A 25843-nucleotide genomic window follows, 5' to 3' on the forward strand; every position below is an offset into this window, starting at 1 on the left:
GGCGGCGGTGGTGGTGGATCGTCAGGCGGCGGCGGCGGCGGTGGAGGTGGCGGCGGATGGTAAATTCGCCGTTTGCCTTGGTGACTTTTGCTGCCGGGCTTGCTAAGTCCGCCCGGATCATTTCTGCCTCAAGGTAAAGACAGCTCCCATGCCCGATCTCCTTCTCGAACTCCGCTCCGAGGAAATTCCCGCCCGTATGCAGCGCAAGGCTGCCGGCGACCTGAAGAAGCTGGTCACCGATGCCCTGGTCGAAGCGGGTCTTTCCTATGAGGGTGCCAGGGAATACTGGACGCCGCGGCGCCTCACGCTCGATATTCGCGGATTGACCGCGCGCTCGGCGGATGTGCGGGAAGAACGCAAGGGCCCGCGCACCGATGCCAACGAGAAGGCGATCGAGGGCTTCCTACGCGGCGCCGGCCTGTCTTCCATTTCCGAGGCGCAGGTACAGAGCGACCCGAAGAAGGGTGATTTCTACGTCGCGATCATTTCCAAGCCCGGTCGTGCGGCGGAGGAAATCGTCGCTGCGGTCATGCCTGACATTACCCGCAACTTCCCCTGGCCGAAGTCGATGCGCTGGGGCAAGGCCTCGGTAAAGCCCGGCTCGCTGCGCTGGGTGCGCCCGCTGCAGTCGATCGTCTGCACCTTCGGCACCGAGCATGAAGAGACTGTCGTCATCCCCTTCGAGATCGACGGCATCGTCGCCTCCAACGTCACCTACGGCCATCGCTTCCATGCGCCGGACGCGATTACGGTCAAGCGCTTCGAGGATTATGTTACCAGCCTCGAGAAGGCTTACGTCGTGCTGGACGCGGAGCGCCGCAAGGACATCATTCTGCATGATGCCCGCGATGTCGCTTTCGCCAATGGCCTGGAACTGGTCGAAGACGAAGGTTTGCTGGAGGAAGTGTCCGGCCTCGTCGAGTGGCCGCAAGTCCTGATGGGTTCCTTCGAGGCAGACTATCTGACCATCCCGTCGGAAATCATCCGTCTGACAATCAAGACCAACCAGAAGTGTTTCGTCACCCGGCCACAGGTTGGCGAGACGCTGTCCAACCGCTTCATCCTGATTTCCAATATCCAGGCGACCGACGGCGGCGAGGAAATCATCCACGGTAACGGCAAGGTCGTGCGTGCCCGCCTGTCCGACGCGCTGCACTTCTGGAAGCGCGACCAGGGCGATCTGCCCGATCTCGAAACGCTGGAAGCCTCGGCTAAGAAGTTCGGCCTCGATCTGAAGAAGCCGCTCGATCAGCGCATGGCCAAGCTCGACGCCCTGAATGTCACCTTCCATGCCAAGCTCGGCAGCCAGGGCGAGCGTGTCGCCCGCATCCGCACGCTGGCCGCTGACCTCGCCAAAATCACCGGCGCCGATGCCGCTTTGGTCGACCGTGCCGTGGTGCTCGCCAAGGCCGATCTGCGCACCGAAGCGGTCGGCGAATTCCCCGAATTGCAGGGCCTCATGGGCCGCAAATATGCGGTGCTTCAGGGCGAGAATGCCTCTGTTGCTGCGGCGATCGAAGATCACTACAAGCCGCAAGGACCATCCGATCGCGTGCCTGAAGACAAGGCTGCGATCACGGTCGCGCTTGCCGACAAGCTGGATACGCTTGCCGGCTTCTGGAGGATCGATGAAAAGCCGACGGGTTCGAAAGATCCTTACGCGCTGCGTCGCGCAGCCCTCGGCGTCGTCCGTATCCTGCTGGAGCGAGGCGTGCGCGTGCCATTGCTCGCAATCACCAAGGATGCCGATCTGCTGGCCTTCTTCCATGATCGCCTCAAGGTCTATCTGCGCGATCTCGGTGCCCGCCATGATCTGATCGACGCCGTGCTGACGCCGGAGGCTGATGATCTGCTGATGGTCGCGCGCCGCGTCGAGGCGCTGACCGCGTTCATCACCTCCGAGGATGGGAAGAACCTACTGGCCGGCACCAAGCGTGCGACCCAGCTTCTGGCCGCCGAAGAGAAGAAGGGTACGGTCGTTGCCGATGGCGTTTCGGACGCTCTGCTGAAGCTCGATGCGGAAAAACACCTCTTTGCCGCCGTCAAGGCCGCCTCCGCCGAGGCTTCCGATGCGGTCGCAAAGGAGGACTTCCGGTCGGCCATGGCAGCGCTTTCCAAGCTGCGCGCTCCCGTCGACCGCTTCTTCGAGGACGTGCTCGTCAACGATGAAGACACCGCCATCCGTGCCAATCGCCTGGCGCTGCTGCGCCTGATCCGCGAAGCAACCGGCACGGTTGCCGACTTCTCGAAGATCGCTGGATAAGGCATGGAGGCGCGATGACCGGAAAGATTCTCGTCAGCGCCTGCCTCATGGGCCATGCCGTCCGCTACGACGGTCGTTCCAAGCCGCTCATCCATCCCGCGATCGATCGCTGGCGCGAGGAGGGGCGGCTGGTGACGATCTGTCCGGAAATGTCTGCGGGCATGGCGGTTCCAAGACCGCCGGCCGAGATTGCCGGTGGCGCCACCGGCGAAGACGTGCTGGCCGGCACGGCAAAGGTCATGGAAATCACTGGCGGCGATGTGACGGCGGAGTTTCGTCGAGCGGCGGAAAATGCACTGACGCTCGCACAGGAAACCGGCTGTCGCTACGCTCTTTTGATTGACGGCAGCCCATCCTGCGGTTCCGGCTTCATCTATGACGGCTCATTTTCGGGTGGCCGGCAGAGCGGCCAAGGCGTTACCGCAGCGCTGCTCAAGCAGGCCGGCATCGAGGTCTATTCCGATCGCGAGATCGATAAATTGGTCGAGCGGTTGCAAGCCGTGGACTGAATTGGCGGCCAAACCCAGCGCAAAAGAAAACCGCCGGACGCGAGCCCGGCGGTTTCTTGTTTTAGGCCACGTCGTGTTTAGGCGGCGCGGCGATGATCCATGGCCGAGCGGCTGTCGTTGACGCGGAAACCGCGAATGAGGGCGAGAAGATCTTCCGTGTCGGCGGCGAGCGTTTCGGCCGATGCGGTGGTCTCTTCCGCCATGGCGGCGTTCTGCTGCGTGGCGGCATCGAGCTGGTTCATCGAGGACGAGATCGAGCGCAGCGTCGTATCCTGCTCGGAGGCGCTATGAGCGATCTTCGAGACGATTTCGTTGGCCGCCTTGATCTGGTCGGAGATGCGCTTCAGCGCCTCGCCTGCCTCGCCGACAAGGCGGACGCCCTGGTCGACCTGGCCGGAGGAGCGGGCGATCTGGTCCTTGATCTCCTTGGCGGCTGCCGCGGAGCGCTGAGCCAGTTCACGCACTTCCTGGGCGACGACCGCAAAGCCCTTGCCGGATTCGCCGGCACGAGCGGCTTCGACGCCGGCGTTGAGCGCCAGCAGGTTGGTCTGGAAGGCGATCTCGTCGATAACGCCGATGATCTTGCCGATCTCAGACGAGGACTTCTCGATGCCGCTCATCGCTTCGATGGCCTGGGCAACCACGGCATCGCTGCGTGATGCTTCGGCGCTGACGGCATGAACGCGCTTGCTCGCTTCGTCGGCACCTTCCGCGGTCTGGCGGACGGCGACGGTGAGCTCGTCGAGTGCTGCCGAAGTTTCTTCCAGGCTTGCGGCCTGACGTTCGGTGCGCTGCGACAGTTCGTTGGAGGCGCGACGGATCTCTTCCTTGCTGAGGCCGATGTCGTTGCCCTTGGCGTTGACGCGGCCCATCGCAGCTTCGAGATGCGAGAGAGCTTCGTTGAAGTTATTGCGCAGACCTGCATAGCCGGCACCGAGATCGCCGCAACGCACCGTCAGGTTGCCTCGGGCCAGCTCTTCGAGCGCATTGCCGATGACGGACACGACACGGGCCTGTTCACGGGCTTCGTCCTGCTGCTGGCGCAGGTTCTGTTCGCGCTCGCTGCTGATCTCGAGTTCCTGAGCGGCCTGGCGGTCGGTCAGCATATGGCGCTCGCGCACCTTTTCCTGCAGCGCCTGGGTTGCTTTGGCCATCAGGCCGATTTCGTTGCGCATCTCGACATGCGGGATGGGCATCTTCACGTCTTCGTCGGCAACGGCCTTGAGCGCGGTATGAACGTCGGCGAGCGGCCGCGTAATGCCGCGGATGAAGAAGAGAGCGGCACCGATGCCGATGACGAACACGATGCCGCAGATCAGCAGGGCATTCCACATGGTCGTGTTGATCTGTGCCTGCAGGTCATCCATGTAAACGCCGCAGCCAACCACGAGCTGCCAGGGTTCGAAGGCGGCGGAATAGCTGCCCTTCAGGAAGACGTCGCTGTCCGGATGGCCGGGCTTGTTCCAGTAGTAGATCGTGCGGCCACCGCCCTTGATGCCCTTTTCAACCATTTCCTTGCTGAAATAGGTGCCCTTCTTGTCGACCTGCGAGGACATGTCCTTGCCGATATTGACCGGGCTTGGGTGGATGCGCTGCACGACATTGTAATCGAAGCCGAATAGATAGCCGGCCGGCGCGAAGCTGACATGCGAGAGGATCTTGAAGGCTTCGGCCTGGGCGGCCTCATGCGTCATCTCGCCGGATTTCTCGCGCTGGTAATATTGATTGAGGACCGAGATGCCGGATTCGACCTGCGTGCGCAGCATGTCGAAGCGGTCGTCATAGATGGAATCGGCCTGCGACCGGATCTGGAAATAGGTGGCCACTGCAAAGGCGGCCATCAGCACGCCAAGCAGGGCGAATAGTTGATGTGCAATCTTGAGATTCTTCATAACGTCTCCCACAGGTAAGTGATTACCGGTGCGGTATCCTACCGCCTGTGCGATCGCCTGAGATAATCCCCAATACGCTTGCCGCCGCTCAAATGACATGCTGCTGTCCGGTGGCAGTAAAATCGCTTTTTATGTCTAAAAAAGCTTTAATTGTAGGGGGTTGGTTGTGTTCTTCCGGAATTTAAACCGGCGATATGCTTTTCTCGAGAAAGTAATAATTATCTAGATTTGTAAAAAACTTCAGAAGCGAGTGGTTTTCTCAATCTGTATCTAGATATTCGAATATTATTGAAAATACGTTGAGCTTTCAGGCATGCGAGCCGACGCGGCGTAGCCCTCAGGGCACTATTGGCGAAGCTGGAACGTGGAGAGATTGAGCGGCGCCGGAGCGACGGCTGCTGCGGCCATGTCTGAAAGGGCTGCGGTTTTGGCGGTCATATCGATACCGTCGGAAGAAATGCCGGCGGACGCCAGGGCCTCAGGAGTAGGTTTGCTGACGAACATGACGGGTGAGCCGCCCATCCAGGCCTCGGTGCGCACGACCTTCTGCTGGCCATCAATGCTGCGAACGGTGATCGACTGTGTCCCAGGCGTCAGCGTCGGAACGGTATATTCTTTCTCAGCCAGCTTTGGCTTCAAAGGCGGGCAGTTGGCGCAGCTTTTTTCGACGATGCTGTTCCCACTGGTGCGCGTCGTGCTGTCGACGGATTGGATCGACGAAGCCATGGCGGAGCCGCCGGCCAGTACGCATGCCAAGGTCAGAAAGAGGGAACGCATAACAAACAACTCCGTCTATGTTGACGAAGACATTAGCGGCGCTTTGTTTCCATACCGTCAGGAGATTAGGTAAAGATTTAATGGACGGTCGATCGTAGGGCCGATCCGGCGTTTACGTTTCGCGCTCGATCGCGCGCCAGCCGATATCGTTGCGATGAAAACCGTTGTCCCACTGCACGGCACCGGCAAGCTCGTAGGCGCGCTTCTGCGCTTCTCCAACCGTCTTGCCCGTTGCGGTGATGTTGAGCACGCGGCCGCCGGTTGCGACCAGCGCTCCGTCCTTCAAGGCTGTGCCGGCATGAAACACTTTGGTGCCTTCGCCATCGCTGGGCAGCGCTGCAATCGGCGTATTTTTGTCATAGGAGCCGGGATAGCCCTTCGAGGCCATCACCACGGTCAACGCCGCGTCGTCACTCCATTCGGCCGTAACCTGATCGAGCGTGCCGGTGGCACAGGCATGAAGCAGCGGCAACAAATCGCTCTTCAGGCGCATCATCAGCACCTGGCACTCAGGGTCGCCGAAACGGACGTTATATTCGATCAGTTCAGGACCCTTGGCGGTGATCATCAGACCGGCGAAGAAGACGCCTGAGAACGGATGACCGCTTTCCGCCATGCCGCGCATCGTCGGCTCGATGATCTTCTTCATGGTGCGGTCGATCATCTCCGAGGTCATCACCGGGGCAGGGGAATAGGCTCCCATGCCGCCGGTGTTCGGGCCGGTGTCGCCGTCGCCGACGCGCTTGTGGTCCTGGGCTGTTGCCAGCGCCAGCGCATGCTTGCCGTCGCAAAGGCAGAAGAAGCTCGCTTCCTCGCCGTCGAGGTAGGCTTCGATTACGACCTCGGCACCGGCTTCGCCGAACGCACCTTCGAAACAATCGTCGATGGCTGCAAGCGCCTCCTCGACCGTCATGGCGACGGTCACGCCCTTGCCCGCAGCAAGGCCATCGGCTTTGACGACGATCGGGGCGCCCTGCGCACGCACATAGGCCTTCGCCTTCGGACCGTTGTTGAAGCGCTGGTAGGCGCCTGTGGGAATATCGTATCGAGCGCAGATATCCTTGGTGAAGCCCTTGGAGCCTTCCAGCTGGGCAGCGGCGGCGGAAGGCCCGAAGACGGCGATGCCGGCGGCTCTCAGCGCGTCGGCAATGCCCGCGACCAAAGGTGCCTCCGGGCCGACCACGACGAAGTCGATGGATTTTTCCTTGCAGAAGCCGATGACGGCATCATGATCGTCGACATCGAGCCCGACGAGTGTCGCATGCTCGGCGATGCCTGGGTTGCCCGGCGCCGCGTAGAACTCGGTCATGAGAGGCGATTGCGCCAGCTTCCAGGCCAGCGCGTGCTCGCGTCCGCCCGATCCGATCAACAGAACTCTCATGGCTTGCCCTCTCGTTGCATCCATTTGCGCGGTTAAGCGGGCTTGGAGCAAAGGTCAAGCATCAAATCCTGTGGAGGTTTGCCCGGTAACATTGCCATGCCTTTTTATGGCGCTAAAGCGGGGGTGCTTTTGGATGCGAGATCGCCTCTTCCTTGCCGGATTGGCATGTTCTGCGTCAAAACCGTTTCTATTGCTCACGGGATCATGCTTATGGTCCCCTTACGATTGTCCAGTCCAGAGAGTCACATGGCCGCTGATATCCGTTCCCTTGCCGCAACCATCGCCGCCGAGATCAATTCCCGCCCGGATCAGGCCAAGGCTGCGATCGAGCTTCTCGATGAAGGCGCGACCGTGCCGTTCATTGCCCGTTACCGCAAGGAAGTGACCGGTGGCCTGGACGACACGCAGCTTCGCAACCTGGCGGAGCGGCTCGTCTATCTGCGTGAACTGGAAGCCCGCCGCGCCGCCATCGTCGAATCGATCAACGGCCAGGGCAAGATGACCGACGAGCTGATGGGCAAGATCGTCAAGGTCGCCACCAAGTCGGAGCTCGAAGATCTCTATTTGCCCTATAAGCCGAAGCGTCGTACCCGCGCCGAAATCGCCAGGGAGCGCGGCCTTGGCCCGCTGGCCGACACGATCCTTGCCGATCGCTCCAGGGAGCCGGCAGCGCTCGCCGAAGGGTTCATTACCGCCGATGTCGCCGATGTGAAGACGGCGCTCGAAGGCGCACGCGATATCATCGCTGAAGGCATTGCCGAAAATGCCGATCTGCTGGGCAAGCTGCGCGGTTATATGAAGACCAATGCAAGCCTGAAAGCTGCCGTCGTCGATGGCAAGCAGGAGGCAGGCGCAAAATTTTCGGACTATTTCGCCCATCAGGAGCGCTGGGCAACGGCGCCGGGCCATCGCGCGCTTGCCATGCTGCGCGGCTGGAACGAAGAGTTCCTCACGCTGAATATCGAAGTCGATATGGATGCGGTCTCGCCGAACAAGCCCGTCGAGCGGATGATCGCTACAGCTTACGACATCGGCTCCAGCCGCCCAGGCGACCGCTGGCTCATGGATGTAGCGAGCTGGACATGGCGCGTGAAGCTATCCATGTCGCTGTCGCTCGATCTGATGCGCGAACTGCGCGAGCGGGCTGAAGAAGAGGCTATCCACGTCTTCGCCCGCAATCTGAAAGATCTGCTGCTTGCCGCTCCCGCCGGCTCGCGTGCGACCATGGGTCTCGATCCGGGCATCCGCACCGGCGTCAAGGTGGCGGCGGTCGACGGCACGGGCAAGGTTCTGGAGACGACGACGGTCTATCCTTTCCCGCCGAAGAACGATGTCCGCGGCACGCAGGCAACCTTGGCGGCCCTGATCCGCAAGCACAAGGTCGAGCTGATCTCCATCGGCAACGGCACCGGTAGCCGCGAGACGGAGAAGCTGGTGGCCGACATGCTGGCCGAGCTGCCGGCACCGAAGCCGACCAAGGTTATCGTTTCAGAGGCGGGCGCATCCGTCTACTCGGCCTCGGAAACGGCCGCGCTTGAGTTCCCCGGCCTGGACGTGTCGCTGCGCGGAGCCGTCTCTATCGCCCGCCGCCTGCAGGATCCGCTCGCCGAACTAGTGAAGATCGAGCCGAAATCGATCGGCGTGGGTCAGTATCAGCACGACGTGGATCAACAGAAGCTGTCCCGCTCGCTGGATGCCGTGGTCGAAGATGCGGTGAATGCGGTTGGCGTCGATCTCAATACGGCATCGGCCCCGCTGCTCGCTCGCGTGTCGGGCCTCGGCCCTTCGATTGCCGATGCGATCGTCAAGCATCGCGATGGTGAAGGTCCGTTCGGAAGCCGCCGCGATCTGTTGAAGGTCGCCCGGCTTGGTCAGCGCACTTTCGAGCAATGCGCCGGCTTCCTGCGCATCCCGAACGGCAAGGAGCCGTTGGACGCGTCCTCTGTGCATCCGGAAGCCTATGGCGTTGCCAAGAAGATCGTCGCTGCCTGCGGCCGCGATCTGCGCAGCCTGATGGGCGATAGCGCGGCGTTGAAGGCCGTGGATCCCCGGCAGTTCATTGACGAGCGATTCGGCCTGCCGACCGTGCGTGACATCATCGCCGAACTGGAAAAGCCCGGCCGCGACCCACGCCCGAGCTTCAAGACCGCGACCTTTGCCGAAGGCGTGAACGAGATCAGCGATCTCAAGCCGGGAATGCAGCTGGAGGGAACCGTCACCAACGTCGCCGCGTTCGGCGCCTTCGTCGATATTGGCGTCCACCAGGACGGTTTGGTGCACGTCTCCCAGCTCGCCGATCGCTTCGTCAAGGACCCCCATGAGGTTGTCAAAGCCGGCGACGTGGTGAAGGTCAGGGTGGTCGAAGTCGACGTAAAGCGAAAGCGAATCGCCCTTTCGATGCGCAAAGATGGCAGCACTGTGGCCGCCCCTTCAGGCCGCGAGTCGCGCGAGCAAAGTGGTGCGCGCAACGCTGGCGTTAGTGGCAATAGCCGTCCAAAGGCCGAGGAGAGGGGTAGTTTTGGTGCCGCTCTGGCGGATGCACTTAAACGAAAATAAGGACTTAGCGGGAGATAATGCAAGAATGTCACACTCTGGCAGAGTTGTTGCCAGAGTGCCAATGACTGCTGAAAGCTGATCTTGCCACACAGCTGTGAGGCGTTAAAGTCTGCCATAATGTCATGTCATAACATTCGAGGCGTCCATGGCGTCGGCACTTCTTTCTCTCGTTAAGAAACTCATCCGTAAAGGCTCCCTCAAACTGACGCTCGCTTCCGGCGAGACGCACACGATCGGCGATGGCTCCGGCGAAACGATCGTGGCGCGTATTGCCGACCAGCAGGCGGAAGACGCGATTGCGCGCGATCCGACCCTGAAGCTCGGCGAAATGTACATGGAGGGGCGCTTCATCCTGGAGCAGGGGGATATCTACGAATTCCTCTCGCTGGTGAAGCAGAACACGACCAACGAAATCTTTGACCTGCGCATGGCGGCACTCCTCATCGGCCGTATCGCCTGGCAGCAGATCAAGAGTCGTTCGCCGGTCAATCGCAACAAGTACAATGTTGCGCATCACTACGATCTGTCGGCCAAGCTCTTCGATCTCTTTCTCGATGAGGACTGGCAGTATTCCTGTGCGTACTTCAATCCGCCGGGCATCAGCCTCTACGAGGCGCAAGTGGCAAAGAAGCGCCACATTGCCGCGAAGCTGCTGGTCGAGCCGGGTCAAAAGGTACTGGAAATCGGCTCCGGTTGGGGCGGCATGGCCATGTATCTCGCCGAGGCCTATCCCGGCCTCGACGTGACAGGCATCACGCTCAGCGAAGAGCAGCTGAAAGTCTCACGCGAGCGGGCGGCCAAGCGCGGCCTTTCGGATCGCGTCCGTTTCGAGCTGCAGGACTATCGCTATATGACCGGTCGGAAGTTTGACCGTATCGTTTCCGTCGGCATGTTCGAGCATGTCGGCATCGGCGATTACGGCAAGTTCTTCCGCAAGGTGTCGGAGCTGCTTGACGATAACGGCGTCATGCTGCTGCATTCGATCGCGCGTCCGAAGCCAAGCTTTGCAACCAACGCCTTCATCGAGAAGTACATCTTCCCGGGCGGATATATTCCGTCGATCGGCGAAACCACGCCGCCGCTGGAAAAGGCCGGCTTGCTCACCAGGGACGTCGAAACCCTGCCGATGCATTATGCCTACACGCTGCGGCATTGGCGCAATCGCTTCGTCGCGCGCAAGGCCGAGGCAGTCGCACTTTACGACGAGAAGTTCTTCCGCATGTGGGAGTTCTATCTGGCCGGATCGGAAATGGGCTTCCGCTGGGATGAGCTGTTCATCATGCAGCTGCAGATCACGAAGAACCAGTTCGCAGTTCCGGACAATCGCAACTACATCGGTGAGCGCGAGGCGCTGCTGAAGGAGTTCGAGGCGACGCGCGCGCCGCTGGAAAAGATAACGTTCTGAACGTCAGCCATATCGCTTTCGAAAACGCCAGACCTGGGAAAACCATGGTCCGGCGTTTTCGTTTATGATCCGCGGATGGGGACCTGTGCTGGAGCCATTCCGTCCTTCTTTAAATCGCAAAGCGTCTCATTCCCGTATTACGTAACTCCAGATGGAAACGCTGTGCGCTTTACAGCGGCTGCTTTATCTGCCGACGCGGACGACGAAGGTTCCGTCCTGCACGGTGCCATCGGTGTGTAAACCCGTAAGGCGCACGGTGAACTGGTCGGTGCCGGAGAAGCCGGGGTTCGGCGTGTAGGAAATGATGTTCCCCTGGACGGATTTGCCTGAGCAAATATAGGCAGGGCTGTCCTTGGAAAACTTTGCCGCGACCGGACCGTGCTCGATATCGATCTTACCATGGGCCGGTGGCTTGACGACGCCTGTGTAGGGAAATCCCGCAAAGGTGCAATCCTGCTTTACAAGAGAAGCGCTTGTAATCTTCGTTTTCTTTCCGGCCGGAACCTGACGCGAAAAGCTGCTTTGCTTCGCACCTCCGATCGGAGCGCTGACGCAGCTGGAAAGCGCCGTTGCGGCGCCAAGCAGTAAACCCATGGAAATCAGGGATATGGTCTTCATTCGGTTCTCGTTTTGAAAAATGGGGGCTGCGCAATGGCCGGGTGAGATGATCGCTCGCCATTACCTATGATTGAGTAGCCTAAGTCATAATTAAATCACCGCGACAGATTGGCGCATGTCGCCCGCAACAACCGCGCAACCGGAATTTGGCCTGCGCATGAATTCGACGCCTTGTGGTTAAGAGAGCGGTAACGCGATCCGCATAATTTGAAGCAACTCTGGGGCCGCGTGTATGGCCCTTTGTATTGCGTATCATGGAGTTGCATTGTGTTTGCCAAGTCGCGTCTTTTCCTTATCCTCGGCCTTTCCGTTGCTTATGCGGGCGTTGCCCATGCCGGTGACGGCCAACATCTCTGGTCGGGCGATTGGTACTTAAGCGTCGGCGCGGCCGGTTTCTCCGCTCCGAAGTTCGAGGGTGGCAAGCATAACAAGCTGCAATGGTCGCCGCTGGTCTCCATCGGCCGGCAAGGCCCCGGTCCGCGGTTTTCCTCGCGCAATGACAACCCGTCCTTTGCCTTCATCGAGAGCGATGCGTTCCGCGTCGGTATCGTCGGCAAGTTCGTGCCGAGCCGCGATAGCGGTGATGGTCGTGAGCTGAAAGGGTTGAAGAAGGTCAAGTGGGGTCTGGAAGCCGGTGGCTTCGCCGAAGCCTATCCGACGGATTGGCTGCGTGCCCGCATCGAGGTGCGCCAGGGCATCCGGGCTCATAGCGGCCTCGTTGCCGACGCCGCCGTCGACGCCTTCACCGATATCACGCCTGAGCTGCGTGCATCCGCCGGCCCGCGCATGACGCTGGCCAGCAACGATTATATGAACACGTATTACGGTGTGAACGCGCGTGAATCGGCCGCATCCGGCCTCAGCCGCTATAGCCCCGGCGGCGGCGTGAAGTCCGTCGGCTTTGGCGGCGCGTTGACCTGGAAGGCCTCGCAGAACTGGACCACCAGCACGTTCCTCGAGTACACCCGGCTCACCGGACCCGCGGCCGATAGCAGCCTCGTTCGCGAACGTGGCGATCGCAATCAGCTGCTGATCGGCGTCTCCGCCAGCTACAAGTTCAATTTCACGATGAACTGAAATGAGCGGGGCGATCGCCCCGCCGCTTGACCTGCCCTGCCGGATATCACTACTACTCGCCTATGCAAAACACAGGCGACATCAACGGGCGCGTCGTCGACGCGCCATCCGGCAACTGGGTCTATCGTGTCCTGCCTCCGGCACTCTGGCCTTATGCGCAGCTCGCGCGCTGGGACAGGCCGATCGGCTGGCAACTGTTGATGTGGCCGTGCTTCTGGTCGGTCGCGCTCGCCGCTAATGCCTCGATATCCATGGGGCAGGGGTCGCCAGGCTTTGTGGTGATCTATCATCTGATCCTGTATTTCGTCGGCGCGGTCGCCATGCGCGGCGCCGGCTGCACCTATAACGATCTGGTCGATCATCAGATCGATATGTCTGTGGCTCGAACCCGCTCGCGCCCGCTGCCGTCAGGCCGGGTAACGCGCAGCCAGGCCAAGGTCTTCATTGCGCTGCAGGCTCTGCTCGGTCTGCTCGTGCTGCTGCAGTTCAACTGGTTTTCGGTTGTTCTCGGCGTCCTGTCGCTTGCCATCGTCGCGCTTTATCCCTTTGCGAAGCGCTTTACCGACTGGCCGCAGTTCTTCCTCGGTCTGGCCTTCTCCTGGGGTGCGCTGATGGGCTGGGCTGGGCTGTTCGGAAGCCTGTCGTTCGCAGCGATCATCCTATACGCCGCCGCGATCCTCTGGACGATCGGCTATGATACGATCTATGCCCATCAGGACAAGGAAGACGACGAACTGATCGGCGTTCGCTCGACGGCGCGGCTGTTTGGCGATCAGACACGTCTCTGGCTGATCGGTCTTTATGGCGCAACGCTTTTCCTGATGCTCATTGCCTTCGCGCTGGCCGGCGCCGGATGGCTCTCTTACATCGGCCTGATCGCCGCCGGCGGCATGTTTGCCTATCAGATCGCCGTGCTCGACATTAACGACGGCGAGCAGTGCCTGGCATTGTTCAAATCGAACAATCGAGTCGGACTGATCATCTTCGTCGGCTTGTTTGCATCGTTCCTGTTTTTGGTGCGCTGACCGGAGCGGCAAGCCGCGCCCAATTCCGAAGGAGGGGCGTCATGGCATGTAAGATTCGTCCGGCTGTCGAGGCCGACGCCGAAGCAATCAGCGGCGTGATCCTTGCCACGCTTCGCGAAAGCAATGCCAAGGACTATTCTGCTGGCATCATCGACCGCGTTGCCCGGAGTTTCAGTCCGATCGGAGTGCGCAAGCTCCTGAGCAGCCGAACGGTTTTCGTCGCGGTTGACGACGGAATTGTCGTCGGCACCGCCGGCCTGGAAGGCTCGGTCGTGCGCACGATGTTCGTCTCTCCCTCGATGCAACGACGTGGGGTTGGTGCCCAGCTGATGGAAGCAATTGAACAAGCTGCCATCGCCCGTGGGATTGTCACGCTGTCCGTACCCTCATTGATGACCGCGCAGGGCTTTTACGAACGGCTCGGTTTCCATGCCGTCGGTGAGCACTTTCATGGCGAAGAGCGAACGATCCTCATGGAGCGTTTGCTGCGCTCATAACGATTTCGGCCGCGGAATTGGATATCCCACGGCCGAATTGCGTATCATCGGGCTGTAATATGGATGCCCTAGCGGCGCGCGATGATCTCGCGGCCCTGGATCTTCATCTTCACGCCCAGCTTGCCGGTCGAGCGGCGCACGAGGAAGCGCGGACGGCGATCGGCGAAGTAGGAGTGGCGACGACGCGGCTGGCTGTCGTTCGCACGGACGCCGCCGAGATGCTCTTCCAGCGGACGGGCAACGCCGTCGGCTTCGATCATGAGCATCGGAATGCGGAAGGCTTCCGACCAGGAGCGCCAGTCGGCGGCGATGTCGCTGAGGTCGTGAGCGACGAGAAGAGGAATGCAAAGATCCGGATCGGAGTGATGAAGCTCCAGCGTCACGGTGACCTCACCGTCGCCATGGTCGATGGCGCGAGCGGCGACACCCATGAAGGCCCGCTTCGGGAGGGCCACGGACAGCGGCAGGCCGCTGGATGGCAGGATCTTGCGCAGGACGGCGCCGCGCTCGTCTATCGTGATGGTAACGTCGCCTTCGGCACCCCGCATGGCATAGCTGACCTGCTGCGGAAAGCGCGAGGGGTCAAGTCGCAGTGTGGTTCCAGCCCAATCGGGCTTCAGGACGGTATTTGTCATCGATTCTCTACCCTTGCTTTACCTGAGAGCCGTTTTTTCCGGTCTTCTCTCGGAGAACTTTTGTCCTCTCGTTGTAGGGCAGATTAGGCGCCGTCCCTTCCAGACAGCTTAAAAATCGAGGTTAAGAAAACTTTGCCTCATCAAATGGTTAGCAAAGTCGAATGCATCAGGGTTTCCATAAAGTGAACACACGGCAGGGGAGTCGTTTCACTATAGTGCACGCATAGGGAGAGTGCATGTAAGTCTCGGGTAAGGTTTGTATGAAATAATGTCAGCTAGATTCGCCCCCTATATTAGAGATCTATTGGGATTCTGCTGATGATTTCCACCTATCTTGGTTATACGATCGCAACCAGAGATATGTCGACCTCTCTCAATCAGGTGGCGTCACAGGCGCAAAACAAGCGCCAGATCGACTATTACAATGCCAATATCGGCAAAGTAACCAACGCCGACGACTTCGTGAATGACTATCAGCTATACAGTTATGCCATGGAAGCCTACGGGCTCTCCGACATGACGTATGCCAAGGCGTTTATGAAACAGGTGCTGACCAGCGACCTCAGCGACTCCAACAGTTTCGCGAATAAGCTGAGCGATCCGCGCTACAAGGAGTTTGCCGCTGCGTTCAATTTCGGCACGGGCGGCACGAATACGGCCCAATCCAGCACGCAGGAAGACGATCTCATCGGGCTTTATCAGCAGTCGTTTACAAATGAAGAGACGTCCGCGGCCACCGAGACAAGCTATTACACGCAGAACATCAGCTCCGTTAAGACGGTCGATGACCTGCTCGGCAACAGCAGGCTGAAGAATTACGTTCTCCAGGCCTATGGCATCGATCCGACCTACGCCTCGAATTCGATCCTGAAGCAGATGCTGACCAGCGATCCGAACGATCCCAACAGCTTTGTCAATCAGAATGGCAGCGCTGCCGACAAGGCTCTTGTCGCGGAATTCAATTTCAACGCCGACGGCACGGTCAAGGCTTCGACGCCGGACAGCGATAACGCCTATTATCAGGCAACGATCGGAACGATCACCTCGGTCGATCAGCTGACCTCGAATGCACGGCTGTTTCAGTACGTAAAAACCGCCTACAATATTCCCGCCTACATCACGGCCGATCAGTTCAACAATTCGGCGATGAGCGCCACCACGGCGGCCTCGAATGGGCTGACCAGCGTGATGGCGCAATTCAATTTCAAGAACGACGGAACAGTTGCCTCCGGCTCGCAGGCACAGACGTCGGATCAGGCGAATGCGACAACGGCTGCCTACACCGCCAACTATCCCGGCGGCCCGCAGACGCTCGGCCAGAAGGCCGATGTGATGAGCGCCTATAACTCAACCGTGCCTTCGTTCATCACGACTGTCGGGGCGGCCGACAACGATCTCTATTACAAGGATCATATCGGCTCGATCACCTCGGTCGACCAGCTGACCTCGGATCCACGGCTCTACGACTATATCAAGACGGCCTACGGCATCGATCCAACCACGCCGGCCATCGTTTTCAAGAATGCCTTTGCCGACCCTTCGACCGCCGCCATCTTCGGCCTGACGAATGTCGTATCGCAGTTCAATTTCCAGTCGGACGGCACGCTTGCCTCCGGCCAGACGGCGCAGTCCCAGGACGCCACCAATGCCGCGTCCAAGGCCTACATGACCAATTATCTGACCTCGCAGTCGAACATGACGAGCGATGCGGTCAACAATTACAAGAACCGGCTCGCCGACGTGAAGACCATCAAGGATTTCTTCGCGAGCAATAAGTCCGACAGCGATGTTTCCAACGACAACGCGCCGGAGCTTTATCAGATGGCGCTGCGCGCCTACGGCATCGGCGAGAACGAGGTCACGAAGACGCAGCTGACAAAGATGCTCGAAAGCGATCCCTACGATCCGAAGAGCTACGTCAATTCGCTCAACGATCCCCGGTTTACCGCGCTTGTCAAAGCCTTCAATTTCGACAGCAAGGGCAATCTGACGCCGCCGGTCCAGGCTTTGTCGTCGGCGCAGGTGAATAGCTACATCTCGCAATATTCCAGCCGCGCGACGACCGGACTGACGGGCGCCGAGCTGACCAAGGCGACCAGCGACGCCAAGGATGCCGGCACCTATTTCGCAACCAACATCGTCAAGGTGAACAGCCTCACGGATCTGCTTGCGGACAGCAAGCTCACCAATTTCATCCTGACCGCCAACGGCATCGATCCGAAAACAGTCGATACCGCGACCCTGAAGAAGGCCTTCGCCTCCGATCCCTCCGATTCGAAGAGCTTCATCAACACGGCCGATGGCGCCAAGTTCAAGAGCATCGTCGAGGCGTTCAATTTCGACACGAAGGGAAACCTGACCGATAGCAAGCTCGGCGTTGCGCAGAACCAGGGCGCCCTCTCGGCGACCAACGATCTCTACCTGCATCAGACGCTTGAAGATCAGGAGGGTGACACCAATCCCGGCGTCCGCCTCGCGCTCTATTTCCAGCGCAAGGCGCCTGACATCAATTCGATCTATGACATCATGGGCGATGCGGCGCTGTATCAGGTGATTACCACGACCTACAGCTTGCCGAGTTCGATCTCGAATATGGATGTCGACACCCAGGCCAAAATGCTGGGCAAGTTCGTCAATGTCAGCGACCTGCAGGACCCGGATAAGGTCAACAAGCTGCTGCAGCGTTTCTCGGCGATGTACGACATCAATAACAATACGGCTGCGTCGACGTCGCCGGCTCTGTCGATTCTGACCGGCTCCTCTTCAGGCGCCGGCATCAGCGCCGATACCCTGCTGTCGATCGCACAGCTGTCGCCGTCGCGATAACGAACCGACAAAAAATTTAACCGGCCGCCTGGCCGCATTCACGCGCGCCAAAGCTGTTTGCGTGCGCCGGTTTGCGGAGGATTTTGCCTGTTGTAGCGGCAACACAGAGGGTGGGGAATAAGCGCTTTCGCGGGCTTCAGGAAGGAACTTATTAACCATCCTTGCCCTATCGATTTGGAAAGCCATCGGCAATATCAATGACTGGGTTGCAGGTCTCATGCGTCTTTCCCGAACGACAGTTTCAAATGCGTCATCAGGCGTACAGCCGGAGGGCGAACTCAACCAGGAGCAGGCAGCCGAAGAGGCGCGCCGGGCCGAGCAGATCGCTGCACGTCGGGCATTCCTGGAAGAAAAGATCCGCAATGCCCGCGAAGGCAAGCGCAAGGCTGAAGAGCAGCGTCGCGCGGAAGAGTTGCGTCGTGCCGAAGAGCTGAGGCACCGCACAGCGGCTGCGCCAAAGCCGGTTGTCGAGGCTCTGCAGGCAAAGCCCGCCGAGAGCGCTCCAGTGATGCCTGTCCTGCCGCAGGGCATATCGGCCGAGGATCTGGCTTCCCCGGGCTGGCAGAACGCGTTCCTGATGGGGCCGAACGTGCGCTTCACCCGCACGCGCGAAAACGAGATCATTGGTCGTCGTCCGCCGGCCGAGCCTCAGGTCGAGGTCGCGCCGCAGGTTTCCGCCCATGCCGCCATGCGCCTGATGGAGCCTCCGGTCATCGAGACGCCGATCGTCACGGCACCGGTGGTCGAGACCCCGGTGACAACAGTTGCGCCCCAGCTAGCGCAATATGCCGAATTCCACCTGCCGCCGCTTGAGGACATGCCTTTTGCGGTTGGGGGCTACATGCCCTCCGTAATCAAGAAATCTCCGGCAACCGAGCCGGACGCATTGGAGATGACCGTTATCGCTACCGCATTTTCGAAGGCTCCCGCGATCGCGCTGGATGCTTCCCCTGTATCGTCAAGTGTTCCTGAGTCTGTTGCCGCGCCTGTGGTCGAGTCGCGGCTTACCCATCTTTCCGATTTCGCCTTCTGGGATGCCATGCCATTCGAAGGTGAATTCGTGTCCGCCATCCGGGGCGTGCCCGTCCAGCCTGTCGTACTGCCCGAGATTCAGATCGAAGCCGAATCGATCGTTGCCAAATTCCGCATCGTGGAATGCCGCAAGCCTGCCTCGATGATCGAGATCCAGCCATCCGTCTCTGAGGTTATTGCTCCCTTCGAGCCCGTCCTCAACCTCGCGCCGGTCGCGGCCAGCACACCCGCCATGGACGAGCTTGCGGCTTGGGAAGCTTCTGTATTGGTCACCGTCGCAGACCCGGTCGTCGACGTTGTTGTGCCTGTTGTTGCGGAACCGCAAATCGCGGTCGAGGCCGCAATGTTCGTTCCTCCGGCGTTTGTAACCGCAGTCTATGGTTCGGCGGCCGCTCCCGTTGTCGAAGCGCGCCCGGCGCCGATGGTTCTGGCACCAATGCCGACCAAGGTCGCGGCTGTCGCGCCTGCCGAGCCTGTGGCCAAAGCAACGCCGACCATGCCGGCTGTCGAAGCTGCTGCTCAGCGCTTGATCGATGCGCCGCCTTCACGGGTTGTCCCACGTCGTCCTGCATCGCTGACGCCTCCGGAATGGCGCCCGATCGCCCCCAGTGTCGATGGCGAGTATGAGTTGCCGCCGCGTGAACTGCTGCAGGAGCCGGCGGCTCGCACCGGCGTAATCATGACGCAGGAAACCCTGGAGCAGAATGCCGGCCTGCTGGAAAGCGTGCTTGAAGATTTCGGCGTCAAGGGCGAGATCATCCATGTGCGTCCCGGCCCTGTCGTCACGCTTTATGAATTCGAGCCGGCGCCCGGCGTTAAATCCTCGCGCGTCATCAACCTTGCCGACGATATCGCCCGTTCGATGTCGGCCCTTTCGGCCCGCGTTGCCGTCGTTCCCGGCCGTAACGTCATCGGCATCGAACTGCCGAACGTCAACCGCGAGACCGTCTATTTCCGTGAGATGATCGATTCGCCCGATTTCGAGAAGAGCGGCTACAAGCTGGCGCTCGGCCTCGGCAAGACCATCGGCGGCGAGCCCGTCATCGCGGAACTTGCGAAGATGCCGCATCTGCTCGTTGCCGGCACCACCGGTTCGGGCAAGTCCGTCGCGATCAACACGATGATCCTGTCGTTGCTCTATCGCATGACGCCGGAACAGTGCCGCCTGATCATGGTCGATCCGAAGATGCTGGAACTGTCCGTCTATGACGGCATCCCGCACCTTCTGACCCCCGTCGTTACCGATCCCAAGAAGGCCGTCATGGCGCTGAAGTGGGCGGTGCGCGAAATGGAGGATCGCTACAAGAAGATGTCGCGCCTCGGCGTGCGCAACATCGACGGCTATAACAGCCGCGTCGCCTCCGCCAAGGAAAAGGGTGAGACGATCCACGTCATGGTCCAGACCGGCTTCGACAAGGGCACCGGTGCCCCGATCGAGGAGAGCCAGGAAATGGACCTGACGCCAATGCCCTATATCGTCGTCATCGTCGACGAAATGGCAGACCTGATGATGGTCGCCGGCAAGGAAATCGAAGGGGCGATCCAGCGTCTGGCGCAGATGGCGCGTGCCGCCGGTATCCACCTGATCATGGCGACGCAGCGTCCATCGGTCGACGTCATCACCGGCACGATCAAGGCGAACTTCCCGACGCGCATTTCCTTCCAGGTGACGTCGAAGATCGACAGCCGCACTATCCTTGGCGAACAGGGTGCCGAACAGCTCCTCGGCCAGGGCGACATGCTGCACATGGCCGGCGGCGGCCGCATCTCCCGCGTTCACGGCCCCTTCGTCTCCGACGAGGAAGTCGAAAAGGTCGTGGCGCACCTCAAGCTGCAGGGCCGGCCGGAATATCTCGATACGGTCACGGCCGACGAGGAAGAGGAAGACGAGGAAGAAGATACGGCCGTGTTCGACAAGGGCGCGATTGCCTCGGAAGATGGCGACGATCTCTACGAACAGGCGATCAAGGTCGTCATGCGCGACAAGAAGTGCTCGACCTCCTATATCCAGCGTCGCCTGGGCATTGGCTACAACCGCGCCGCCTCGCTCGTCGAGCGCATGGAAAAGGACGGTCTGGTGGGTCCGGCCAACCACGTCGGCAAGCGTGAGATCATCACCGGCAACCGCAATGGCGGCGGTAATTCCAGCCAGGAAGATTTCGATTGATCTGACCGGCAGCCAGATCGGAACGACATCGTGACAAGATAGAAAGCGGCTTTCCAATGGAAGGCCGCTTCTTTTTTGTCAGACACGCTCGAGCTTGATGTGCGGCAATGGCGGTAGCTCGACATGGATGGTGTCATCGCGCCGTACGCGGCCACCCTGCGAGACGATACCCATAATGCCGGCCTTGCGGATCAAGCCGCCATCCGCATCCTTGTCGAGCACGGCATGCAGCAGGCCCTTCTGGAAATTATCGATCTGCTTGCAGGGATTGCGCAAGCCCGTCACCTCGACGATGGCATCCTTGCCGATATGGAGGCGCGTGCCTTGCGGCAGCGAAAGCAGGTCGATCCCTCTGGTCACGATATTCTCGCCCATATCGCCCGCCGAAACGGAAAATCCCTTTTCCGTGAGTTCGTCGAACAGCTCTTCATGGATGATATGCACCTGGCGCAGATTGGGCTGGGTCGGATCGACCGCGACGCGGGAACGATGCTTCACCGTCACCCCCATATGCGCGTCACCCTCTACGCCGAGCCCCGTCAGCAGCTGGATATGATCTTTGATCTGCTTGCTGAACTCGTGCACGCCGCTGCTGCTGACCGACGTTACATATATGCGCTTGTCGCCCATGCCGAACCCTTCCATAAACGATCGAGATCTTTATAAATTGGTATATACCAATTTCAAGGCGACAGATTTGTGATGGTAGAGAAAATTCGACAGGACGAAGACGTAAAAACTGGGGGAGGCTGGGCGACCGTTGCCGCGGAACTCAGACGCGCCATCGATGATGGCCAGCATGCGCCGGGTAGCCGGCTGCCGAGCGAGCGCGCTCTATCCGAACAATTCGGTGTCTCCAGGGTGACGATGCGGCGGGCGATCGCCGAACTGGAGGGGGAGGGGCTGCTGCGTGTCGCGCGTGGCAGTGGCGCCTATGTCCGCGCCGATATGCCCGTTCGTTTCCAGTTGGGCGACAAGGTGCGCTTCAGCAAGGACTTGACCGCGACAGACGCCAACCTCACGCGCAAGGTTATCTCGGCGAAGGAGGTTCCGGCGACCGCCGATATCGCCGCAAGGCTGAATTTGCAGCCGGGCGAGATCGTGCTGGATATGTGCGTCGTCGCCTATGCCGATGCGCTTCCCGTCTCGGTGGTCATGCGCAGCTGCTCAGCTAAGCGCTTCGCCGGCTTGGCAGAGAAGTTCGCTGCAATGGGTTCGTTTACGGCGGCGCTGAAGGAGTACGGCGTGACGGATTACTGGCGACGTTCCACCGACATCACGGCACGCATGCCGACGGAAGCCGAGGCGCGACTTCTGCAGCAATCGCGTTTGACCCCTGTGCTTGCTTACGCCGGCGAAGATATCGATGCCGGTGGCACGATCATCTCATGCCAGATCGGCTGCTTCGCCTCGGAGCGGGTCGTCGTGACTGTCTAGGGGATCAGACCTTGAGAACCTTGCCGGGATTCATGATGCCGGCCGGGTCGAAGGCCGTCTTGATCCGGTGCATCAGGTCGATCTCGATATCGGAGCGGATCGAGGCAAGCTCGTCGCGCTTCAGCTGGCCGATACCATGCTCGGCGGAGATCGAGCCGCCATGCTGTAGCACCAGACCGTGCACAATCTTGTTGATCTCGCGCCAGCGGCCGATGAACTCCGCTTTGTCGGCGCCGACGGGCTGCGAGATGTTGTAATGGATATTGCCGTCGCCCATATGACCGAAGGCGCAGACGCGCGCGCCCGGCATGGCGGCAACGACGGCCTTTTCGGCCTCCGCCATGAATTGCGGGATCTGCGCCACCGGCACCGAAACGTCGTGCTTGATCGAGCCGCCTTCCGGCTTTTGCGCGTCCGACATGCTCTCGCGCATATGCCAGATGGCCTTTTGCTGGGCTTCCGAGCTGGCGATGGTCGCATCCTGGATCAGGCCGGCCTCATAGCCCTGTTCGAGCAGTGCCGTCATCATCCGCTCGGCCGTCTCGGCTGAATCGGAGGTAGAGATGTCGATCAGCACATACCAGGGATGGGCAGTCTCAAGCGGATCGCGCACGCCGGGGATATGCCGTGTCGTGAACTCGACGCCGATGCGTGGCATCAGCTCGAAGCCCGTCAGCGCCGGGCCGCAGAGGCTCGAGGCATTCTTGAACAGGGTCAGCGCATCATCGACGGATTGCAGGCCGGCGAAGGCCACCTGATGGCCGAGCGGTTGCGGAAAGAGCTTCAGCACCGCGCCAGTGATGACGCCGAGCGTGCCTTCGGCGCCGATGAAGAGATCGCGCAGATCGTAGCCGGTATTGTCCTTTTTCAGGCGGCGCAACCCGTTCCAGATTTCGCCCGTGGGCAACACGACTTCAAGGCCGAGGCAGAGCTGGCGCATGTTGCCATAGGCAAGAACGGCCGTACCGCCGGCATTGGTGGACAGGTTGCCGGCAATGCGGCAGGAGCCTTCGGAGCCGAGCGAAAGCGGGAACATGCGGCCATGCTCGGCCGCTGCCTTGTGCACATCGGCGAGAATGCAGCCGCCGTCGACGATCATGGTGTTGCCGACCGGATCGATATCGCGAACGCGGTTCATACGCTCCAGCGACAGGATGATGTCGGAGCCACCCTCGCGGGGCGTCTGCCCGCCGACAAGGCCGGTGTTGCCGGTCTGGGGTACGATGGCCGTACCGGCCTCGCTTGCCAGTTTCAGGATCGCGGACACCTCTTCCACCGAGCCGGGCTTCAGCAGCATGGGTGACGAGCCGTGATAGAGGCCGCGATTTTCCACGAGATGCGGCGCGATTTCCGCCGGGTCCCGCACGGCATGGTTTTCGCCGACGATGGCGGCGAAGCGATCGAGAAGGTCGGAAGAAAGGGCGGAGCTGCTCATGGCGTGTCCTTTGCCTGATAAGGTCGGGCTGATTTATTCTCTGGGTGCGGCCGCGCGGCGCAGCCGGTCGTTGATGGCCTCGCCGAGGCCTTCGTCGGGAATATGTGAAAAGGCAATCGTCGCAGCGCCGGTGGCATCGGCGCGCTTCATGAAGTCGAAGAGGTTTGCGGCGGCTTCGGAAAGATCGCCGGCAGCGCTCAGATCGAGCACGGCGACGGCCTTTTCGATGCCGGTAATGTCAGGCGTACCAAAGCGGATCAGCGTCTCGTTTGCGGAAACGTCCGTTGCATCCAGCCGCACGGCCGCTCCCGGCGCATAATGCGAAGCCATCATGCCGGGCGCCTCGATGGCAGCCGAAGCCTTCTTCTTGCGCTTCAGCGCCTTGCCGGCCACGCGCTCGATTTCGCTGGCCGCAAGGCCGCCGGGCCGTAGGAGGCGCATCTCGCCATCCTCGACCTTGACGATGGTCGACTCCACGCCGACAACGGATGCTCCTGCATCCAGAATGAGGGTAATCCGCTCACCGAGATCGTCGTCGACGTGATCGGCGCTGGTGGCGCTGATCTTGCCTGACGTATTGGCGCTCGGCGCTGCAAGCGGGCGGTCGAAGGCGCGGATCAGGTCTCCGGCAAAACCTTGCGGCACGCGAATGCCAACAGTGTCGAGACCGGCAGTTGCCAGCGGATGAATGCCGCTATCGGGTCTGAGCGGCAGCACCAGCGTCAACGGGCCGGGCCAGAAGGCTTCCGCGAGCTTGCGCGAGATGGGGTCGAAGATGGCATAGCGCTCGGCCATGGCGAGATCGCTCATATGGCAGATCAATGGATTGAAGCGCGGCCGCCCCTTTGTCTCATAGATCCGGGTAATGGCAGTGGGGTTGGTGGCATCGGCGGCGAGACCATAAACCGTCTCTGTCGGTAGCCCGATCGGCAGACCCTCGGCAAGGGTTGCCGTTGCGACGTCGATCGCGGTTTGCGGATGTTCGAGAATGTCTATGTGTCGTGCCATGGCCTGCCTGCTTGCAGTTCAGGCCGTTTCTTATGCCCTTCGAGTTTTCGGATCAATCGTCAAAGCTGGCGAATGATGTCGCGAAGCTGCTCGTTGCGGGCGCCGAGCAAAAGAACATTGCGGATGGCGATCTGCGGATCATGGGTGTGGAACAGGACGCCGTTGCCTCTGATATCGCGATTGATCGTCAGCTTCTTGTCTTCCGCCTGTTTGTCCGGATGGACGGCGACGGCGAAATACATCCGCGAATATTTAAGGCTGATGTCCTCGAAGAAGTTTTCTTCCTGGCCGATGCGGGCGAAGAAATTGGCGATATAGAAGGCCCAGTTCACTTCCTCGTATTGAGCGAACTGCGTCCGTGCCGCGGTCACATGGCAATAACCGAGATGCGGTGAGTCTTTCAGCGTGTGGTGAAAGATGAGCTTCGGGAAACGAATGGATTGGTGGAAGCTGTTGAGCCGGTCGTGGGTCTTTTCGCCGGCGCTGAGCAGCTTCATCGCCGTCCGTTCCGCCACCTCCTGATGGCTCATGTAACGCCGTTCCTCGGCGAGCCAATGCGCTCTGTCGCGGGTGATGCGACCGGTGCGCAGGAATTCGCTATGCCCCGTTGTCGATGCCACTGGCGTCGGCTCGGGGTCGGCGGGCTTCCCAGCGTCGAAATATCTGAGTTTTGCCATGCCGGCTCTCGCTATAGAGGTCTGGAGACTGCATGATAAACTGTCTGGCTTGAGCCGAGCTTAACCGCGACCTGAGCCGAATTTCAAGGAGATTGACGACATGCCGGGAATGACCGATCTCAAACTGCTTCTGTCCGGCATGCGGCCCAATCTGATCGAGGGCGAGTTCGTCTATTGCGGTGTACCGTCGTCGTCGCTTGCCGACTATGTTCACCTCGAACCTGTCGGCGTCTTTCGTGAAAAAGAGGGAGCAACCTTGATCCTTCCGCTTGAAACCGCACGGCAGGCGGGTCTGGCGACGGCGCCCGTGATGCGCATGATCACCCTCGATGTTCACTCCTCGCTGGAAGCCGTGGGTCTGACCGCAGCCTTTGCCACAGCGTTGGGAAACGAGGGCATCAGCGCCAATGTCGTCGCGGCTTTTTACCACGACCACATCTTCGTGCCGACGGTCGATGCCGAGCGGGCGATGGCGGCGCTGCGGGCGCTTTCGGCAGCGCAGACGGCACCCTGATAGCCGGAGTTCAGCCGCTCTGTCGCAATCAGAATAAAGCGTCATAAAGGCTGAGCGGCCGGATCGGATTTTACCGTTCGGGCCGTCATTCCTAAAGGATTGAATTACCTTT

At 60.3% G+C, this 25843-nt stretch carries 20 protein-coding genes; 11 read left to right on the plus strand and 9 right to left on the minus strand.

Going from position 1 to position 25843, the window contains the following annotated elements:
- Positions 1 to 148: 148 nt before the first annotated feature.
- Positions 149 to 2263, plus strand: a complete 2115-nt coding sequence (gene glyS, locus HGP17_RS00005; protein WP_168804751.1) for a glycine--tRNA ligase subunit beta — start codon at positions 149 to 151, stop codon at positions 2261 to 2263.
- 14 nt (positions 2264 to 2277) lie between these two features.
- Complete coding sequence (locus HGP17_RS00010; RefSeq protein ID WP_168804753.1) at positions 2278 to 2772, plus strand: DUF523 domain-containing protein; 495 nt, start codon at positions 2278 to 2280, stop codon at positions 2770 to 2772.
- Positions 2773 to 2849: 77 nt separating this feature from the next.
- Here the strand turns inward: HGP17_RS00010 and HGP17_RS00015 are convergent, their stop codons facing one another.
- The 3 genes from HGP17_RS00015 to purD form a co-directional block, all read right to left on the minus strand.
- On the minus strand, positions 2850 to 4664 hold the full coding sequence (locus tag HGP17_RS00015) for a methyl-accepting chemotaxis protein (RefSeq protein WP_168804755.1): 1815 nt from the start codon (positions 4662 to 4664) through the stop codon (positions 2850 to 2852).
- A 345-nt stretch (positions 4665 to 5009) separates the two neighbouring features.
- Positions 5010 to 5441 carry a plant virulence effector HPE1-like domain-containing protein gene (locus HGP17_RS00020; protein ID WP_168804757.1) on the minus strand — a complete coding sequence of 144 codons (432 nt, stop codon included), beginning with the start codon at positions 5439 to 5441 and terminating at the stop codon, positions 5010 to 5012.
- Positions 5442 to 5553: 112 nt separating this feature from the next.
- A complete protein-coding gene (gene purD / locus HGP17_RS00025; protein WP_168804759.1) occupies positions 5554 to 6822 on the minus strand; it encodes a phosphoribosylamine--glycine ligase in 1269 nt (422 codons plus the stop codon).
- Between the two features lie 246 nt (positions 6823 to 7068).
- On the opposite strand from purD, the gene HGP17_RS00030 reads away from it, so the two are divergent.
- Positions 7069 to 9378, plus strand: a complete 2310-nt coding sequence (locus HGP17_RS00030) for a Tex family protein (RefSeq protein WP_168804761.1) — start codon at positions 7069 to 7071, stop codon at positions 9376 to 9378.
- Between the two features lie 145 nt (positions 9379 to 9523).
- A complete protein-coding gene (locus HGP17_RS00035; protein WP_168804763.1) occupies positions 9524 to 10783 on the plus strand; it encodes a cyclopropane-fatty-acyl-phospholipid synthase family protein in 1260 nt (419 codons plus the stop codon).
- Positions 10784 to 10966: 183 nt separating this feature from the next.
- On the opposite strand, the gene HGP17_RS00040 is transcribed toward HGP17_RS00035, so the two are convergent.
- Positions 10967 to 11401: an Ig-like domain-containing protein gene (locus HGP17_RS00040; RefSeq protein WP_168804765.1), complete on the minus strand. Its 435-nt coding sequence runs from the start codon at positions 11399 to 11401 to the stop codon at positions 10967 to 10969.
- 294 nt (positions 11402 to 11695) lie between these two features.
- Here HGP17_RS00040 and HGP17_RS00045 point away from each other — a divergent pair, with 294 nt between their 5' ends.
- From HGP17_RS00045 to HGP17_RS00055, 3 genes are all read left to right on the plus strand, one after another.
- The gene (locus tag HGP17_RS00045; protein ID WP_348648897.1) at positions 11696 to 12478 is read left to right on the plus strand and encodes a MipA/OmpV family protein; all 783 of its coding nucleotides are present in this window, start codon (positions 11696 to 11698) and stop codon (positions 12476 to 12478) included.
- Between the two features lie 62 nt (positions 12479 to 12540).
- Positions 12541 to 13503, plus strand: a complete 963-nt coding sequence (gene ubiA / locus HGP17_RS00050) for a 4-hydroxybenzoate octaprenyltransferase (protein WP_168804769.1) — start codon at positions 12541 to 12543, stop codon at positions 13501 to 13503.
- A 41-nt stretch (positions 13504 to 13544) separates the two neighbouring features.
- Positions 13545 to 14000 (plus strand): GNAT family N-acetyltransferase, encoded by a 456-nt coding sequence (locus HGP17_RS00055; protein ID WP_168804771.1) that lies wholly within the window; start codon positions 13545 to 13547, stop codon positions 13998 to 14000.
- Positions 14001 to 14068: 68 nt separating this feature from the next.
- Here HGP17_RS00055 and HGP17_RS00060 read toward each other — a convergent pair whose 3' ends face one another.
- Positions 14069 to 14635 carry a DUF6101 family protein gene (locus HGP17_RS00060; protein ID WP_168804773.1) on the minus strand — a complete coding sequence of 189 codons (567 nt, stop codon included), beginning with the start codon at positions 14633 to 14635 and terminating at the stop codon, positions 14069 to 14071.
- Between the two features lie 318 nt (positions 14636 to 14953).
- On the opposite strand from HGP17_RS00060, the gene HGP17_RS00065 reads away from it, so the two are divergent.
- Both HGP17_RS00065 and HGP17_RS00070 read left to right on the plus strand, forming a co-directional pair.
- Positions 14954 to 17461: a DUF1217 domain-containing protein gene (locus HGP17_RS00065; RefSeq protein ID WP_168804775.1), complete on the plus strand. Its 2508-nt coding sequence runs from the start codon at positions 14954 to 14956 to the stop codon at positions 17459 to 17461.
- A 217-nt stretch (positions 17462 to 17678) separates the two neighbouring features.
- Positions 17679 to 20660 (plus strand): DNA translocase FtsK, encoded by a 2982-nt coding sequence (locus HGP17_RS00070; RefSeq protein ID WP_168804777.1) that lies wholly within the window; start codon positions 17679 to 17681, stop codon positions 20658 to 20660.
- A 78-nt stretch (positions 20661 to 20738) separates the two neighbouring features.
- Here HGP17_RS00070 and HGP17_RS00075 read toward each other — a convergent pair whose 3' ends face one another.
- Positions 20739 to 21290: an MOSC domain-containing protein gene (locus HGP17_RS00075; RefSeq protein WP_168804779.1), complete on the minus strand. Its 552-nt coding sequence runs from the start codon at positions 21288 to 21290 to the stop codon at positions 20739 to 20741.
- 72 nt (positions 21291 to 21362) lie between these two features.
- On the opposite strand from HGP17_RS00075, the gene phnF reads away from it, so the two are divergent.
- Complete coding sequence (gene phnF, locus HGP17_RS00080; RefSeq protein ID WP_168804781.1) at positions 21363 to 22097, plus strand: phosphonate metabolism transcriptional regulator PhnF; 735 nt, start codon at positions 21363 to 21365, stop codon at positions 22095 to 22097.
- Between the two features lie 4 nt (positions 22098 to 22101).
- Here the strand turns inward: phnF and HGP17_RS00085 are convergent, their stop codons facing one another.
- The 3 genes from HGP17_RS00085 to HGP17_RS00095 are packed head-to-tail and all read right to left on the minus strand — an operon-like array spanning position 22102 to position 25217.
- A complete protein-coding gene (locus tag HGP17_RS00085) occupies positions 22102 to 23532 on the minus strand; it encodes an FAD-binding oxidoreductase (protein WP_168804783.1) in 1431 nt (476 codons plus the stop codon).
- A 33-nt stretch (positions 23533 to 23565) separates the two neighbouring features.
- Entirely contained in the window at positions 23566 to 24540 is a 975-nt protein-coding gene (locus HGP17_RS00090) for an L-threonylcarbamoyladenylate synthase (protein ID WP_168804785.1), read from the minus strand.
- A gap of 59 nt (positions 24541 to 24599) precedes the next feature.
- Positions 24600 to 25217: a DUF6656 family protein gene (locus tag HGP17_RS00095; protein WP_168804787.1), complete on the minus strand. Its 618-nt coding sequence runs from the start codon at positions 25215 to 25217 to the stop codon at positions 24600 to 24602.
- 100 nt (positions 25218 to 25317) lie between these two features.
- Between HGP17_RS00095 and HGP17_RS00100 the strand changes: the two genes are divergently transcribed.
- The gene (locus HGP17_RS00100) at positions 25318 to 25731 is read left to right on the plus strand and encodes an ACT domain-containing protein (RefSeq protein WP_168804789.1); all 414 of its coding nucleotides are present in this window, start codon (positions 25318 to 25320) and stop codon (positions 25729 to 25731) included.
- The last annotated feature ends 112 nt before the right edge of the window (positions 25732 to 25843 follow it).

This window comes from Rhizobium sp. P38BS-XIX, assembly GCF_012641435.1.
In the GTDB taxonomy this organism is placed as follows: Bacteria; Pseudomonadota; Alphaproteobacteria; order Rhizobiales; family Rhizobiaceae; genus Rhizobium.

What these genes read in the sequence shown, in the direction of transcription:
- glyS (WP_168804751.1), top strand. Translation starts at nt 149, where the DNA reads ATGCCCGATCTCCTTCTCGAACTCCGCTCCGAGGAAATTCCCGCCCGT.
- HGP17_RS00095 (WP_168804787.1), bottom strand. Translation starts at nt 25,217, where the DNA reads ATGGCAAAACTCAGATATTTCGACGCTGGGAAGCCCGCCGACCCCGAG.
- HGP17_RS00020 (WP_168804757.1), bottom strand. Translation starts at nt 5,441, where the DNA reads ATGCGTTCCCTCTTTCTGACCTTGGCATGCGTACTGGCCGGCGGCTCC.
- HGP17_RS00065 (WP_168804775.1), top strand. Translation starts at nt 14,954, where the DNA reads ATGATTTCCACCTATCTTGGTTATACGATCGCAACCAGAGATATGTCG.
- HGP17_RS00100 (WP_168804789.1), top strand. Translation starts at nt 25,318, where the DNA reads ATGCCGGGAATGACCGATCTCAAACTGCTTCTGTCCGGCATGCGGCCC.
- HGP17_RS00010 (WP_168804753.1), top strand. Translation starts at nt 2,278, where the DNA reads ATGACCGGAAAGATTCTCGTCAGCGCCTGCCTCATGGGCCATGCCGTC.
- HGP17_RS00060 (WP_168804773.1), bottom strand. Translation starts at nt 14,635, where the DNA reads ATGACAAATACCGTCCTGAAGCCCGATTGGGCTGGAACCACACTGCGA.
- phnF (WP_168804781.1), top strand. Translation starts at nt 21,363, where the DNA reads ATGGTAGAGAAAATTCGACAGGACGAAGACGTAAAAACTGGGGGAGGC.
- HGP17_RS00075 (WP_168804779.1), bottom strand. Translation starts at nt 21,290, where the DNA reads ATGGGCGACAAGCGCATATATGTAACGTCGGTCAGCAGCAGCGGCGTG.
- HGP17_RS00090 (WP_168804785.1), bottom strand. Translation starts at nt 24,540, where the DNA reads ATGGCACGACACATAGACATTCTCGAACATCCGCAAACCGCGATCGAC.
- HGP17_RS00070 (WP_168804777.1), top strand. Translation starts at nt 17,679, where the DNA reads ATGCGTCTTTCCCGAACGACAGTTTCAAATGCGTCATCAGGCGTACAG.
- HGP17_RS00030 (WP_168804761.1), top strand. Translation starts at nt 7,069, where the DNA reads ATGGCCGCTGATATCCGTTCCCTTGCCGCAACCATCGCCGCCGAGATC.
- HGP17_RS00015 (WP_168804755.1), bottom strand. Translation starts at nt 4,664, where the DNA reads ATGAAGAATCTCAAGATTGCACATCAACTATTCGCCCTGCTTGGCGTG.
- ubiA (WP_168804769.1), top strand. Translation starts at nt 12,541, where the DNA reads ATGCAAAACACAGGCGACATCAACGGGCGCGTCGTCGACGCGCCATCC.
- HGP17_RS00055 (WP_168804771.1), top strand. Translation starts at nt 13,545, where the DNA reads ATGGCATGTAAGATTCGTCCGGCTGTCGAGGCCGACGCCGAAGCAATC.
- HGP17_RS00085 (WP_168804783.1), bottom strand. Translation starts at nt 23,532, where the DNA reads ATGAGCAGCTCCGCCCTTTCTTCCGACCTTCTCGATCGCTTCGCCGCC.
- HGP17_RS00035 (WP_168804763.1), top strand. Translation starts at nt 9,524, where the DNA reads ATGGCGTCGGCACTTCTTTCTCTCGTTAAGAAACTCATCCGTAAAGGC.
- HGP17_RS00040 (WP_168804765.1), bottom strand. Translation starts at nt 11,401, where the DNA reads ATGAAGACCATATCCCTGATTTCCATGGGTTTACTGCTTGGCGCCGCA.
- purD (WP_168804759.1), bottom strand. Translation starts at nt 6,822, where the DNA reads ATGAGAGTTCTGTTGATCGGATCGGGCGGACGCGAGCACGCGCTGGCC.